We start from the raw sequence: 14,754 nt of genomic DNA on the forward strand, positions 1-14,754 counted from the left end.
CCCTCCGCAAGCCGCCTTCAAGGAGAACCAGTGCCTTCCCTTCCCCGGGGCCGCAGAGCAACGGCCGCCGCAGCGGTGGCCGTTGTCGCCGCCTCCCTGCTCACCGCGGCGGGCGCCGCCTCGCCCGCCTCCGCCGCCACGCTGCCCAGCGGCAACACCACCCTGCTCAACGCGGCCAGCGGCAAGTGCGTGGACGCCAAGGCCGCCGCCACCGCCGACGGCACCGTCGTCCAGCAGTACACCTGCAACAACACCACCGCCCAGCAGTGGAGTTTCACCGCCACCAGCGACGGCTACGTCCGCATCAACAACGCCAACAACACCAACGAGGTCCTGGACGTCACCAACGTCTCCACGGCCGACAACGCGGCCGTCCAGATGTGGACCTACGGGGGCGGCAACAACCAGCAGTGGCTGCCGGTCGACGACGGCGGCGGCGCCTACCACTTCGTCAACCGCAACAGCGGCAAGTGCCTCGACGACCCGAGCGCCTCGACCGCGGACAGCGTGCAGTTCGTCCAGTACACCTGCAACGGCACGCAGGCCCAGCGGTTCCAGGTCGTCCCGGTGACCCAGTCGAGCAACCCGGACCTCGGCTCCAACGTGGTCATCTTCGACCCGTCGATGTCCGCGTCGACCATCCAGAGCAAGCTGGACTCGATCTTCTCGCAGCAGGAGACCAACCAGTTCGGCTCCCAGCGCTACGCCGTGATGTTCAAGCCCGGCGCCTACAGCGCGGACGTCAACGTCGGCTTCTACACCCAGGTCCTCGGCCTCGGCCTGTCGCCCGACGCGGTCTCGATCAACGGCGCGGTGCACGCGGAGGCCGACTGGTTCCAGGGCAACGCCACCCAGAACTTCTGGCGCGGCGCCGAGAACCTCTCCGTCAACCCGATCAGCGGCAGCGACCGCTGGGCGGTCTCGCAGGCGTCCGCCTACCGGCGGGTGCACCTGCGCGGCAACCTCGCCCTGGACGACGGCGGCTGGTCCAGCGGCGGCCTGATCGCCGACAGCCAGATCAACGGCCAGGTCAACTCCGGTACCCAGCAGCAGTGGCTGACCCGCAACTCGCAGCTCGGCAGCTGGACCGGCTCCAACTGGAACATGGTCTTCGTCGGCAGCACGGGCGTGCCCTCCACCACCTTCCCGAGCCCGCCGGACACCACCGTCGCGCAGAGCCCGACCACCCGTGAGAAGCCGTTCCTGTACGTCGACGGCTCCGGCAACTACCAGGTGTTCGTCCCGTCCACCCGTTCCAACTCCTCCGGCACCAGCTGGACCTCGGGCTCGGCGGCCGGTACGTCGCTCTCCCTCGACAGCTTCTACGTCGTGAAGCCGGGCGCCACCGCGTCCCAGATCAACGCGGCCCTGACGGCGGGCAAGAACCTCCTGGTCACCCCGGGTGTCTACCACCTCGACCAGACCCTGCAGATCAACCGCGCCGACACCGTCGTCCTCGGCCTCGGCCTCGCCACCTTCGTCCCGGACAACGGCATCACCGCCATGAAGGTCGCCGACGTCGACGGCGTCAACATCTCGGGCCTGCTCTTCGACGCCGGCACCACCAACTCCTCCACCCTGGTGGAGGTCGGACCGAGCGGCTCCTCGGCCTCGCACGCGTCCGACCCGACCTCGCTGCACGACGTGTACTTCCGCATCGGCGGCGCGGGCGTCGGCAAGGCCACCACGAGCCTCGTCGTCAACAGCGACAACGTCATCGGCGACCACATGTGGATCTGGCGCGCCGACCACGGCAGCGGAGTCGGCTGGACCAGCAACACCGCCGACACCGGGCTCGTCGTCAACGGCGACAACGTGACCATGTACGGCCTGTTCGTCGAGCACTTCCAGAAGTACCAGACCATCTGGAACGGCAACGGCGGCAAGACGTACTTCTACCAGAACGAGATGCCGTACGACCCGCCGAACCAGTCGTCCTGGATGAACGGCTCGACCAAGGGCTACGCGGCCTACAAGGTCGCCGACTCGGTCACCAGCCACCAGGCGTACGGCCTCGGCAGCTACTGCTACTTCAGCACCAACTCCAGCGTCGTCGCCGACCACGCGATCGAGGCGCCGACCAACTCGAACGTCAAGTTCACCAGCATGGTGACGGTCTCCCTCGGCGGCACCGGCACCATCACCCACGTCATCAACAACAGCGGAGGCCCGTCGAACTCGTCGACCAACGTGGCGAACCTGACCTCGTACCCGTGACCGTCGGTACCTGAGTCGGACGGTGGGTGACCCGGCGTTTCCGCCTGGTCACCCACGGTCGTCTCCGCGGGCGGCGCGTGTGGAACGGCGTGACCTGGATACCCGGACCGAACGGCAGCACGGCCCGTCCGGAAGTCAGGCATGCCATGGGCAGTGAGATCCAGCGCTCCGAAACCACCCTCCGGGTCAACGGCAAACCGCACACCCTGCTCCTCGACCACCGGCGCGTCCTCCTGGACGTGCTCCGCGAGGACCTCGGCCTCACCGGCGCCAAGAAGGGCTGCGACCACGGTCAGTGCGGTGCCTGCACCGTGCTGGCCGACGGCCGCCGGGTGAACAGCTGCCTGCTGCTCGCCGTCGCCCTCGACGGCAGCGAGATCACCACGATCGAGGGCCTGCCCGCCGACGGCGAGGGCCCCCACCCGCTGCAACGTGCCTTCCTCGACCGGGACGCCTTCCAGTGCGGCTACTGCACGCCCGGCCAGATCTGCTCCGCCGTCGGCATGCTCGCCGAGGCCGCCGCCGGACACCCGTCGCACGTCACCGACCCCGCCGCGCCCTCCGGCCGGCCCGTCCCGCTCGACCGGCCCGAGATCCGCGAGCGGCTCAGCGGCAACCTGTGCCGGTGCGGGGCCTATCCCCGCATCGTCGAGGCGGTCGAGGACGTGATCCCGTGAGGTCCTTCGACTACGTCCGCGTCCGCACCCCCGAGGAGGCCGTCGAGGCCTTCGCCGCCCGCCCCGGCGCCCACTACCTGGCCGGCGGCACCAACCTCGTGGACCTCATGAAGCTCGGCGTCGAACGGCCCACCGCGCTGATCGACGTCAGCCGCCTCCCGCTGGACCGGCTGGAACAGCTGCCGGACGGCGCCCTGCGCATCGGCGCCACCGTCCGCAACAGCGACCTCGCCGCCCACCCGCTCGTCCGCGACCGCTATCCGGTGCTGTCCCAGGCCCTGCTCGCCGGCGCCTCCGGCCAGCTGCGCAACATCGCGACGACCGGCGGCAACCTCCTCCAGCGCACCCGCTGCGGCTACTTCCAGGACCCCGGCAAGCCCTGCAACAAACGCGCGCCGGGCAGCGGCTGCGGCGCACTCGACGGCGTCCACCGCGACCACGCGGTCCTCGGCCACTCCCCGCACTGCATCGCCACCAACCCCTCCGACATGGCCGTAGCCCTCGCCGCCCTCGACGCCCGCGTCGAGCTCTACGGCCCCGAGGGCGCCCGCACCCTGGACCTGACCGACTTCCACCGGCTGCCCGAGGACCACCCCGAGCGGGACACCGAGCTCCGCCCCGGCGAGCTGATCACCGGGGTGCTGCTGCCCGCGGCCACGGCCGGCGCGCCCTCCGCCTACCGCAAGGCCCGCGACCGGGCGTCGTACGCCTTCGCCCTCGCCTCCGTCGCCGTCGTCCTGCGCGTCGCGGGCGAGCTGGTCACCCAGGTGGGCCTGGCCTTCGGCGGCCTCGCCCACCGGCCCTGGCGGGCCCGGGTCGCGGAGGCGGCCCTGCTGGGCGAGGCGGCCACCCCGGCGGTCTTCGCCAGCGCCGTCGACCTGGAACTCGCCGCCGCCCGCCCGCTGCCGGACAACGCCTACAAGGTGCCCCTCGCCCGCAACCTCGCGCTCGACGTCCTGGCCCGGCTCGCCCCGGCGGCCGTCCCGCTCTGACCACGCAGCGTCCCGCTCCGACCCCGGAGGTCCCCATGGCCCGCACCGCCGCCCTCGGCAGCCCGGCCGAGCGCCGGGAAGGGCTCGCGAAGGTCACCGGCGCCGCCCGCTACGCCGCCGAGCACCCGCTGCCCGGCCGCGTGCACGCCCGCGCCGTCCCCGCCACCGTGGCCCGCGGCCGGATCACCGGCATCGACACCGGCCCGGCCCGCGCCGTCCCCGGCGTCCTCACCGTCCTCACCCACGAGAACGCCCCGCACCTCGCCGAACCCGAGGACGCCACCCTCGCCCTGCTCCAGAGCCCCGACGTACCGCACCGGGGCTGGTGCGTCGCGCTGGTGGTCGCCGAGACCCCGGAAGCGGCCCGCGCCGGAGCCGCCGCCGTACGGATCACCTACGACACCGTCGGCCATGACGTCGTCCTCACCCCCGGCCACCCGGGCGCCCGTGAACCCGAGGAGGCCAACGGCGGCCAGCCCGCCCGCTGCCGGCGCGGCGATCCGGAGTCCGCCTTCGCCGCGGCCCCCGTCCGCCTGGACGTCACCTACCGCACCCCGCCGCTGCACAACCACCCGATGGAACCCCACGCGAGCACCGCGTACTGGGACCGCGGCCGGCTCACGGTGTACACCTCCAGCCAGGGCACGAGCGACGTCCGCAGCGTGCTCGCCGGGCTGTTCGCCCTGCCCGTCGACCGGATCACGGTGCGCGCCGAGCACGTCGGCGGCGGCTTCGGCTCCAAGGGCTCCCCGCGCCCGGACGTGGTCCTCGCCGCCATGGCCGCCCGGCACACCGGCCGGCCGGTCACCCTGGCCTACCCGCGCCGCCACCTGCCCACGGTCGTCGGCCACCGCGCCCCCACCCTCAACCGGATACGGCTGGGCGCGACCCCGGACGGCCGGCTCACCGCCCTCCTGCACGACGTGACCACCCACACCTCGCCCGTCCGGTCCTTCGTGGAGCTGGCGGGCACGACCTCCGGGGTCATGTACGCCACCCCGAACCTGTACTACGTGCACCACGTCGTCCCGCTGGACGTGCCCAGCCCCTCCTGGATGCGCGCACCCGGCGAGGCCACCGGCATGTACGCCCTGGAGTCGGCGATGGACGAACTGGCCGACGCACTCGGCACGGACCCCGTCGAGCTGCGGATCCGCAACGAACCCGACCGTGAACCGGCCGGCGGCCTGCCCTTCAGCAGCAGGCACCTCGTCGAGTGCCTGCGCGAGGGCGCCCGCCGGTTCGGCTGGCAGCGCCGGGTGCGCCGCGCCGAAGGCCCGCTGCTGATCGGCACCGGGATGGCCGCCGCCACCTACCCGGTGCTGGCCTTCCCGTGCACGGCGACCGCCGAGGCGTGCCCGGACGGCGACTACCGGATCCGCGTGAACGCCGCCGACATCGGCACCGGCGCCCGTACCGTCCTCGCCCAGATCGCCGCCGACGCGCTCGGCGTGCCGCTGGACCGGGTCCGTACCGAGATCGGCGACAGCGACCTGCCCCCGGCACCGGTGGCGGGCGGCTCCTCCGGGACCGCCTCCTGGGGCTGGGCGGTGTACGAGGCCTGCGCCCGGCTGCTGACCCGGCTCGCCGACCACACCGGTCCGCTGCCCGAGCGGGGGATCGGGGTGCGCGCCGACACCAGCGGGCGCGCCGACGCCGACAGCTCCTACGCCCGCCACGCGTTCGGCGCCCACTTCGCCGAGGTCGCCGTCGACACCGTCACCGGCGAGGTCCGGGTGCGCCGGCTGCTCGGCGTCTACGCGGCCGGGCACATCCTCAACCCCCGTACCGCGCGCTCCCAGTTCGTCGGCGCCATGACGATGGGCCTGGGCATGGCCCTGACCGAGGGCAGCACGGTGGACGCGGCCCACGGCGACTTCGCGGAGGCCGACCTGGCCGCCTACCACGTCCCCGTGCACGCCGACGTCCCCGACTTCGAGGCGCACTGGATCGACGAGGACGACCCGCACATCAACCCCATGGGCGGCAAGGGCATCGGCGAGATCGGCGTGGTGGGCACCCCCGCCGCCATCGGCAACGCCGTCCACCACGCCACCGGCATCCGCTTCCGCACCCTGCCGCTGACCCCGGACCGGATCCTCACCGCTTTGAACGCACGGTGACCTTCGTGACGGGGGCCTGCTGCCCTTCGAGGGGCCGGTGGCCGCCGCGCAGGGCGGAGGCCACCGCGGAGACCAGAGCCATGCCGGCGGCCACGCCGAAGACGATGGCCAGGCCGTGGTGGAAGGGGCCCGAGACCAGCTGCGGGAAGAAGGTGTGGCCGGTCAGGACCGACCGCTGGGCTGCGCTGACATGGTCCAGGACGCCCTCCGAGGCGAGCAGGTGCTCGATGGGGTTGTTGCCGAGGAACGTCGCGAACAGCGTGCTCACCGGCGGCAGCGACGCGGCGTGCGCGGCGGAGACGGCCGGCACACCGTGCGCCATGAGGCCGCTCTTCAGCGTCGACGGGAGCGAGGAGGCGAGCCCGGACACCATCAGCGAGAAGAAGACCCCGATGGACAGCGCCGTACCGGAGTTCTGGAACGTGGACCGCATGCCCGAGGCGACGCCCCGGTACTCGGCCGGCACACTGCCCATGATCGACGAGGTGTTGGGCGCCGAGAACATGCCCTGGCCGAGGCCGTTGAGCAGCAGCAGCGCCGCGAACAGCCCGTAGTCGAAGTCGACGGGCAGGGCGAGCAGCCCCAGGAAGGACGCGGTGACGACGACCAGACCCGCGGTGGAGAAGAACCGCGCGCCGAACCGGTCCGACAGGTATCCGGACACCGGCCCCGCGATCAGGAACCCCAGCGTCAGCGGCAGCATGAAGATGCCGGCCCACAACGGGGTGTCCTCGAAGTCGTAGCCGTGCAGCGGCAGCCAGATGCCCTGCAGCCAGATGATGAGCATGAACTGCAGGCCGCCGCGCGCGATCGAGGTCAGCAGGGCGGCCACGTTGCCCGCCGCGAACGCCCGGTTCCCGAAGAGCGCCAGGTTGAACATGGGCTCGGCGACCCGCGTCTCGACGACGCAGAAGGCCAGCAGCAGGGCGACGCCGCCGATCAGGCCGGTCAGCACCCACGGGTTGCCCCAGCCGGTGGCGCTGTCGCCGTAGGGCTGGATCCCGTAGGTGATCCCGGCCAGCAGGATGCCGGCGCCGGCCGCGAAGGTGAGGTTGCCGAGCCAGTCGATCCGGCCGGGGCGGCCCGCCGAGGTCTCGCGCAGGCTCAGGTACGACCAGATCGTCCCGGTGATGCTGACCGGGACGCTCACCCAGAACACCGCTCGCCAGTCGACGACGGCGAGCAGTCCGCCCGCCAGCAGACCGAGGAACTGCCCGGCCAGCGCGGTGATCTGGTTGATGCCGAGGGCCATGCCGCGCTGCCGGGCCGGGAAGGCGTCCGTGAGGATGGCGGCCGAGTTGGCGGTGAGCATGGACCCGCCGAAGGCCTGCACGATCCGCCACAGGATCAGCCACAGGGCGCCCGCCCCCGCGCGGAACGGATCGAGCGACAGCGCGACCGAGGCGCACGCGAAGATCAGGAAGCCCAGGTTGTAGATCTTCACCCGGCCGAACATGTCGCCGAGCCGCCCGAGCACGACCACCAGCACGGCGGAGACCAGGAGGTAGCCGAGGATCATCCAGAGCAGGTAGCCGATGTTGCCCGGCGCCAGCGGGTCGAGCCCGATCCCGCGGAAGATCGCCGGCAGCGAGATGATCACGATCGACGCGTCCATCGTGGCGATCAGCACGCCGAGCGTGGTGTTCGAGAGCGCCACCCACTTGTAACCGGGCCCGGCGGGGGTGTCCTTGCGGCGGGCCGAGCGCAGGGTTGCGGCCCACCCGCGCCCGTTCACAGCCGCTCCGCCAGCCGGTCGAGGAGCGGCAGGGCCGCCCCGAGCGTCGCGCGCTCCTGCTCGGAGAAGGTGTCGAGAACGGCCGCGAGCCGCTGGACCGACTCGGAGCGCCGCTCGGCCAGCACCGCCCGCCCCTCGTCGGTGGCGGCCACGATGCTCCGCCGCCCGTCCGCCGTGTCGGGGGTACGCCGGACCAGGCCGCGCTGTTCGAGCTGGGCGAGGGTGCTCGCCATGGCCTGCGGCCGCACCCGCTCCGTCTCGGCGAGGGCGCTCGGGGAGGCCGGGCCCTCGCCCGAGAGCCGCGCAAGCACGGACACGCCCGACAGGGACACGTCCCCCACGGCGTGCGCCTGCCGCAGCCGTCGCGTCACCCGGCCCACCGCGAGCCGGAGGTCGGACGCGAGCCGGGTGGCGTCGCTCAGGTCGCGTATACCACCGCCACCGGCGGCTGTGTCTGCCTTCACATGTACTAACACTAGGTTGAACAGTCTGAACTGCTCAACCTAGTGTCAGTAAATACGACCTAGTGTCAGATACGACGATCAGCGGGCCAGGCGGTGGCGCCGGCCGCCGCGCCGCAGGCGGAACGCGGCGTAGCCGAGGTCGGCGAGGAGCACGACGGCACCGATGACCAGCAGGTAGAACAGTCCGTGGACGGCGAATCCGATGATGCCGAGGACGACGGCCACGAGGATCAGGAGCAGGAACAGACTCATCGGCTCTCCCGGACGGGCTCGGTGGTCAGCGGCGGGCCAGGCGGCGCTCGCCGCCCGCACCCGGGACGTAGTCGAGTTCGTAGTGCGCGAACACCGCGGGCTCCGCGGCGGCGGGCAGCTCGCCGTCGGTGTCGATCGACGGGGCCTTCTTGACCACGTCCTTGCGGTACGCGACCTTCAGGTAGGCCGGACCGACGGTCGCCTCGGCGACCGGGACGAACACCAGGCGACGGCGGGTGGGCAGCCCGACCGTCACGGTCACGAAGCGGGGCCTGTCGGTCGTGGTGTCCACGTAGACCGACTCCAGGACGCCGATCCTGTGCCCGTCGACGTCGACGACGTCATGACCGCGCCACTCTCGGATGTCGGTTGCTTCGAACATCGGGCACCTCCACGAAGCGGGTACCCGGTGCGGACCCCGGCAGTCATGGAGCCACGCGGATGCCCACCACACACGTGTCGTCGTCGGTGTCGGACCGGCTGTGCGTCAGCAGCCGGTCCACCTGCTGCTCCAGGGCCTGGGGCACCGTGCGGGCGGCCTTCAGCAGCTGCGCGAGGGACTCCTCCACCGACCGGTCACGGCGTTCGATCAGGCCGTCGGTGTACATCAGCAGGGTGTCGCCGACCGCGAGCTGCACCTCGTGCTCCTGGTAGTCGGCCTCCGGCACGGCACCCAGCAGCATGCCCCGCACGAGGGGCAGCGGCTCCGCCTCGCCCTCGCGCAGCAGGACGGGCGGCAGATGCCCGGCCCGGGCCCAGCGCAGGGTCTGGCGGTCGGGGTCGTAGAGGCCGCACACCGCGGTGGCGGTGACCGAGCCGGTGAGATGGTGGGTCACCATGTTGAGCCAGGACAGCAGCTGCCCCGGTCCGGCGCCGGTCACGGCGAGCCCGCGCAGCGCGTTGCGCAGGACGACCATGCTGGTGGCCGCGTCTATGCCGTGCCCGGCGACGTCCCCCACGCACAGCAGCACCTTGCGGGACGGCAGCACGACCGCGTCGTACCAGTCGCCGCCGACCAGGTGCTGGGTCTCCGCCGGCCGGTAGCGCACGGCGAGGTCCAGTCCGGGAATCGCCAGCGGGGTCTGCGCGGGCGGCATGATGGCGTGCTGCAGCTGGAGGGTGAGCCGGTTGCGCTCGCTGGCCTGCTGCTCGGTGTGGGCGAGCTGGTCCCGGGTGGCGGCGAGGGCGACCTCGGTCCAGTGCTGCGCGGAGATGTCCTGGTAGGCGCCGCGTACGACGTACAGCTGGCCGTCGGAGTCGAGGACCGGCTCGGCCACCACCCGGATGTGCCGGGTGACCCCGTCCGGCCGCTGCAGGCGGAACGCGGTGGTCGCCGCCCGGCGGTGGTGCAGCAGGGTGCGCAGGAACCGTCCGATGGCCACGGCGTCGTCCGGATGGGCGTGCGCGGGCAGGTCCTCCAGCGCCACCGGGACGTCGGTGGCGGGTCTGCCGTAGAGCTCGTACAGCTGCCCGTTCCAGGTGATCTCGGCGGTGAGTAGATTCTCCTCGAAGCCGCCGATGCGGCCCAGCCGCTGGGCGTGCTGGAGCAGGTTGGCGAGCCGGGCCGTCTCGTCCTCGATGCGCCAGACGAGCAGCACGCAGTTCCCGTGCCGGCTGATGTTGATGTCGGCGACCGCCGCGAGCGGGACCTGGTCGACCAGGGCGGTCAGCCGCATGCGGTGGGCGCGGTAGGGCTCGCCGGTGGCGTGGACGCGCTCTATCCGTTCGAAGAGCTCGCTGTGACCGGCGGCCACCGGGTACGTCTCCAGCAGCAGCGCCCCGTTGACGACCCCCCGGGGCCGGCCGGCCGGGTCCAGGAAGCGGCTGTTCACGTGCTGGATGCGGAAGTCGGCGAGTTCCCCGTCGGTGTCCAGCACCGGGACGAGCACCAGGGCGGGGTCGTGGAGCCCGTCGGCCAGGTCCATCAGCTCCGTCACGTCGGGCAGCACGCGCGGGCCGTCGGCGCCGTCCGGATGCTGCCAGGCGTAGCTCTCCAGGGTGTGCGCGCACAGCTCGGCCAGTGCCTCGATCTGGCGGACGACGGGCGGGGGAGGGGGGTCCAGCGGGGTGGGCCAGGCGATCTCCAGGACACCGTGGATCCGTCCGGCGGTCCCGGCCGGTACGGCGACCCGGCCGCCCTCCGGATGCTGGTGCTGGCCGATGGACGGCACCCCCGTCTCGGCCAGGCTGCGGATCCGGTGACCCGCGCGCTCCGCCAGCCCGCGCCGGGCCACGGTCGTCACCCCGGGCGGCACGTGCCGCCACCGCCCCGCCTCGGCGGCGGGGAACCCCGCGGAGCCCGCGAGGGCGAGCGAGCCGTCGGCGCCCAGGGCCCAGATGGCCACCGCCTCGGCCCCGAGCGGGGTCAGGGCGTGCTCCAGCAGGGAGTCGGCGACGGCCTGGGTGTCGTGGGCGGCCAGCGCGCCGCTCTCGGCGGCGCGCAGCCGTACGGCCGAGGAGTGGCCGTCCGCCGGCTCCGCGGGCCGCGCGCCGGCCGCGGCCGTGGTGGCCGCGAGGAAGGTCGCGGTCACCTCCGAGAGCCGGTCGCGGGCCGCCTGGTTGATGACGTCGACCGCGAACTCGAGGGGCGTCACCCCCGCCTGACCGGCCAGCTCGGCCAGCTGCCGCGCGGCCTGCGCCGGGCCGCAGCGCAGTCGTTCGACCAGGATGCCCTTGGCCAGTTCGATGAGGGCACGCCCGTCGGCCTCCGCCTGCGCCGCCCGCACCTCGCGGCGCAGCCGCTCCACGGTCGCGGTGAGCCTGCCGACGGGCGACGGGCCGCCGGGCTCGGCGGTGTCTGCAGCGGCATCGGCCTGGCCGGCGGCGGCGTCGGCCGGCCCCGTGACCGCCGGGATGGTCTGCGCCGGTGCGGGCCGCGTGTCCGCCGGGAGGTGCGGGCCCTGCGGATCGGGCGGTTTGCGGAGGTCGCTCACGGTCAGTCTGTTCCTCGGCTGGGACGCCGCGCGGCGTCACGCGGTCGGCTGGTGGACGGTGCGGCCGTACCGCGTGCTCACCCGGGCCCGGACAGCCAGCGCCGGACGCGGCCGATGAGGTCCCCCGTGTCGACGGGCTTGGTGACGTAGTCGTTGGCCCCCGAGGCGAGGCTCTTCTCCTGGTCGCCCGGCATGGCCTTCGCGGTCACGGCGATGATGGGCAGCTCCGTGTACTGGGGCATGGCGCGGATCTCCGCGGTGGCGGCGTAGCCGTCCATCTCCGGCATCATCACGTCCATCAGGACCAGGCAGACGTCGGGGTGCGCGAGCAGCATCTCGATGCCCTTGCGGCCGTTGTCGGCGTGCAGGACCTGGAAGCCGTGCAGTTCCAGCACCCCGCTCAGGGCGAAGAGGTTGCGGGCGTCGTCGTCGACCACCAGGACCGTCCGGCCCCGGAAGGCGTCGTCGATGACCTGCGCGGCCGGCGGGTGCGAGTCCTCGGCGCGCACGAGCGACAGCACGTCGCCCGGCTGTTCGGCCGACAGGTGCAGCGTGATGCGCTCGCGCAGCTCGTCCAGGCTGGCCAGGAAGTCCAGCGGCCGGCCGCCGGCCAGGGCCCGCAGTCCCTGCTCCTGGGCCAGGTCCACCCGGTGCCCGGTGTGCACCAGGACCGGCACGCTGGCCAGCGCCGAGTCACCGCGCAGGGCCTCGAGGAAGCCCGCACCCTCCTGGCCGGGCATGCCGAGCTCCAGCACCACACAGTGGCAGGCCTGTGCCGCCAGGGTGCTCGCCGCCTCCTGCGCCCCGACCGCGGTGATGATGTCGATGTCCCCGTGCGGGTCGTCCGGGCGCTGCGCGATGTCCGCCACGGCCCGCTCGGCGACCAGCGTGAGCAGCCCGCGAGGCCGCTCCTCGATCACGAGCAGCCGGCGCCTGCGCGGCTCGGCGGCCGCCGGCGGAACGGTCAGCGCACGCGGCACCGGCGACTCCTCGGCGCCGGTCTCGTCGCGGTGCTGCTCCACCGGCCGGCCACCGGACTCCAGGAGTTCCTCGAAGTCGGCGCGGGCCACGGGCAGATAGAGCGTGAACGTGCTGCCCTGCCCCGGCGTGCTGTCGACCGTGACGGCACCGCCGAGCAGGTGCGCGATCTCCCGGGTGATGGACAGACCCAGGCCGGTGCCGCCGTACTTGCGGCTGGTGGTGCCGTCGGCCTGCTGGAACGCGCCGAAGATCGTCTCCAGTTGCTGCTGGGGGATGCCGATGCCGGTGTCGACGACCCGGAAGGCCACCACCGGCCCGCCGCGGTGCACCCCGGGCGGCACCTCCGCGTCGGCGGCCGGTTCGATCCGCAGCCGCACCCCGCCCTCCTCGGTGAACTTCACCGCGTTGGACAGCAGGTTGCGCAGGATCTGGCGCAGCCGGGAGTCGTCGGTGAGCAGGTCGGCAGGGGTTCCCGGGGCGGTGGCCACCGCGAAGTCCAGGCTCTTCTGGGAGGTCATCGGCCGGAACGTCGCCTCGACGTACTCCAGCAGCTGGCGCAGCGGGACCCGCTCGGGAGCGACGTCCATCTTGCCGGCCTCCACCTTGGACAGGTCGAGGATGTCGTTGATCAGCTGCAGCAGGTCCGAGCCCGCCGAGTGGATGATGCCCGCGTACTCGACCTGCTTGGGCGTGAGGTTGCGGGACGGGTTCTGGGCCAGCAACTGGGCGAGGATCAGCAGGCTGTTGAGCGGGGTGCGCAGCTCGTGGCTCATGTTGGCCAGGAACTCCGACTTGTACTTCGAGGCCAGTGCCAGCTGCTGCGCCCGGGTCTCCAGCTCCTGCCGGGCCTGCTCGATCTGCAGGTTCTTCGCCTCGATGTCGCGGTTCTGGTCGACCAGCAGGGACGCCTTCTCCTCCAGCTCCGCGTTGGAGCGCTGCAGTTCCTCCTGCTGCACCTGCAGCTCCTCCGACCGCGACTGCAGTTCGGCGGTCAGGCGCTGGGACTCCTCCAGCAGCTCGTCGGTGCGGGCGTTGGCCACGATGGTGTTGAGGTTGACGCCGATGGTCGGCATCAGCTGCGCCAGGAAGTCCTGGTGGATCTGCGTGAAGCGGGTCAGCGAGGCCAGTTCGATGACGCCCAGGACCTGCTCCTCCACCACGATGGGCAGCACCACGAGGGCGCGGGGCAGCGCCTGCCCGAGGCCCGAGGAGATGGTGACGTAGCCCTCCGGAAGCTCGTCCACGGTGACGGGGCGCCGGTTGCGCGCCGCCTGCCCGACCAGGGAGCGGCCGACCGGGATCCTGGTGGGCCGGTCCGCGTCGTCCGGAGCCCCGTACGAGCCGACGAGGCGCAGCTCGGGCCCGCGCACGGTGTCCTCCGCCAGGTAGAACGCGCCGTACTGGGCCGACACCAGCGGGGTCAGCTCGTCCATGATCAGCTCGGCCACGACGGGCAGCTCGCGGTGGCCCTGCATCAGGCCGGAGATACGCGCGAGATTGGTCTTGAGCCAGTCCTGCTCCTGGTTGGCCCGGGTGGTCTCGCGCAGGGACCCCACCATCGCGTTGATGTTGTCCTTGAGCTCGGCGACCTCGCCGGAGGCCTCCACGGTGATCGAGCGCGTCAGGTCACCCTCGGCGACGGCGCTGGCGACCTCCGCGATCGCGCGGACCTGCCGGGTGAGGTTCCCGGCCAGCTCGTTGACGTTCTCCGTCAGCCGCTTCCAGGTGCCCTCGACGCCCTCCACCTCGGCCTGGCCGCCCAGCCTGCCCTCGCTGCCGACCTCGCGGGCGACGCGGGTGACCTCGGCGGCGAACGAGGACAGCTGGTCGACCATCGTGTTGATGGTGGTCTTCAGCTCCAGGATCTCGCCGCGGGCGTCCACGTCGATCTTCTTCGACAGGTCGCCGCCCGCCACCGCGGTCGTCACCAGGGCGATGTTGCGCACCTGCCCGGTGAGGTTGTTGGCCATCGAGTTGACGTTGTCCGTCAGGTCCTTCCAGGTGCCGGCCACGTTCGGCACGTGCGCCTGCCCGCCGAGCCGGCCCTCGGTGCCGACCTCGCGGGCGACGCGGGTCACCTCGTCGGCGAACGCCGACAGCGTGTCGACCATGGTGTTGATGACATCGGCCAGCGCGGCGACCTCACCCTTGGCCTCCACGGTGATCTTCTGCGAGAGGTCGCCGCGGGCCACCGCCGTGGCGACCTGGGCGATGGAGCGGACCTGCCCGGTCAGGTTGGACGCCATCACGTTGACGTTGTCCGTGAGGTCCTTCCAGGTCCCCGACACGCCCCGCGCGATCGCCTGCCCGCCGAGGTTGCCCTCGGTGCCGACCTCGCGGGCGACGCGGGTGACCTCGTCGGCGAAGGCGGAGAGCTGGT

At 72.6% G+C, this 14,754-nt stretch carries 10 protein-coding genes; 4 read left to right on the plus strand and 6 right to left on the minus strand.

Going from position 1 to position 14,754, the window contains the following annotated elements; translation table 11 throughout:
- Nucleotides 1-30 precede the first annotated feature (30 nt).
- The 4 genes from ACFY0K_RS00910 (at nt 31) to ACFY0K_RS00925 (ending at nt 6,009) form a co-directional block, all read left to right on the plus strand.
- Nucleotides 31-2,217 carry an RICIN domain-containing protein gene (locus ACFY0K_RS00910; protein ID WP_390637971.1) on the plus strand — a complete coding sequence of 729 codons (2,187 nt, stop codon included), beginning with the start codon at nt 31-33 and terminating at the stop codon, nt 2,215-2,217.
- A gap of 146 nt (nt 2,218-2,363) precedes the next feature.
- Nucleotides 2,364-2,894, plus strand: a complete 531-nt coding sequence (locus ACFY0K_RS00915; RefSeq protein ID WP_352364887.1) for a 2Fe-2S iron-sulfur cluster-binding protein — start codon at nt 2,364-2,366, stop codon at nt 2,892-2,894.
- Complete coding sequence (locus ACFY0K_RS00920) at nt 2,891-3,886, plus strand: FAD binding domain-containing protein (RefSeq protein WP_390637972.1); 996 nt, start codon at nt 2,891-2,893, stop codon at nt 3,884-3,886. The genes ACFY0K_RS00915 and ACFY0K_RS00920 overlap by 4 nt, the downstream gene beginning before the upstream one ends.
- 35 nt (nt 3,887-3,921) lie before the next feature.
- Nucleotides 3,922-6,009 (plus strand): xanthine dehydrogenase family protein molybdopterin-binding subunit, encoded by a 2,088-nt coding sequence (locus ACFY0K_RS00925; RefSeq protein WP_390637973.1) that lies wholly within the window; start codon nt 3,922-3,924, stop codon nt 6,007-6,009.
- On the opposite strand, the gene ACFY0K_RS00930 is transcribed toward ACFY0K_RS00925, so the two are convergent.
- The 6 genes from ACFY0K_RS00930 to ACFY0K_RS00955 all read right to left on the minus strand — a co-directional run.
- Nucleotides 5,987-7,624, minus strand: a complete 1,638-nt coding sequence (locus ACFY0K_RS00930) for an MFS transporter (RefSeq protein WP_390638824.1) — start codon at nt 7,622-7,624, stop codon at nt 5,987-5,989. The two genes, ACFY0K_RS00925 and ACFY0K_RS00930, sit on opposite strands and share 23 nt — an antisense overlap.
- Nucleotides 7,625-7,740: 116 nt before the next feature.
- Nucleotides 7,741-8,208: a MarR family winged helix-turn-helix transcriptional regulator gene (locus tag ACFY0K_RS00935; RefSeq protein ID WP_390637974.1), complete on the minus strand. Its 468-nt coding sequence runs from the start codon at nt 8,206-8,208 to the stop codon at nt 7,741-7,743.
- Nucleotides 8,209-8,286: 78 nt separating this feature from the next.
- Nucleotides 8,287-8,460, minus strand: coding sequence for a hypothetical protein (locus tag ACFY0K_RS00940; RefSeq protein WP_351955578.1), 174 nt, complete (start codon nt 8,458-8,460; stop codon nt 8,287-8,289).
- A gap of 25 nt (nt 8,461-8,485) precedes the next feature.
- Nucleotides 8,486-8,842 (minus strand): PRC-barrel domain-containing protein, encoded by a 357-nt coding sequence (locus ACFY0K_RS00945; RefSeq protein ID WP_351955577.1) that lies wholly within the window; start codon nt 8,840-8,842, stop codon nt 8,486-8,488.
- Between the two features lie 43 nt (nt 8,843-8,885).
- Nucleotides 8,886-11,393 carry a SpoIIE family protein phosphatase gene (locus ACFY0K_RS00950; RefSeq protein WP_390637975.1) on the minus strand — a complete coding sequence of 836 codons (2,508 nt, stop codon included), beginning with the start codon at nt 11,391-11,393 and terminating at the stop codon, nt 8,886-8,888.
- Between the two features lie 77 nt (nt 11,394-11,470).
- Nucleotides 11,471-14,754: HAMP domain-containing protein (locus ACFY0K_RS00955; RefSeq protein WP_390637976.1), on the minus strand; the 3,284-nt coding region annotated here is incomplete at its 5' end.

This window comes from Streptomyces sp. NPDC001507 (genome assembly GCF_042894765.1).
GTDB lineage: Bacteria > Actinomycetota > Actinomycetes > Streptomycetales > Streptomycetaceae > Streptomyces.

Excerpts from the sequence above, each read along its gene's own strand:
- ACFY0K_RS00915 (WP_352364887.1), top strand. The coding sequence starts at position 2,364 with ATGGGCAGTGAGATCCAGCGCTCCGAAACCACCCTCCGGGTCAACGGC.
- ACFY0K_RS00930 (WP_390638824.1), bottom strand. The coding sequence starts at position 7,624 with ATGGACGCGTCGATCGTGATCATCTCGCTGCCGGCGATCTTCCGCGGG.
- ACFY0K_RS00940 (WP_351955578.1), bottom strand. The coding sequence starts at position 8,460 with ATGAGTCTGTTCCTGCTCCTGATCCTCGTGGCCGTCGTCCTCGGCATC.
- ACFY0K_RS00945 (WP_351955577.1), bottom strand. The coding sequence starts at position 8,842 with ATGTTCGAAGCAACCGACATCCGAGAGTGGCGCGGTCATGACGTCGTC.
- ACFY0K_RS00925 (WP_390637973.1), top strand. The coding sequence starts at position 3,922 with ATGGCCCGCACCGCCGCCCTCGGCAGCCCGGCCGAGCGCCGGGAAGGG.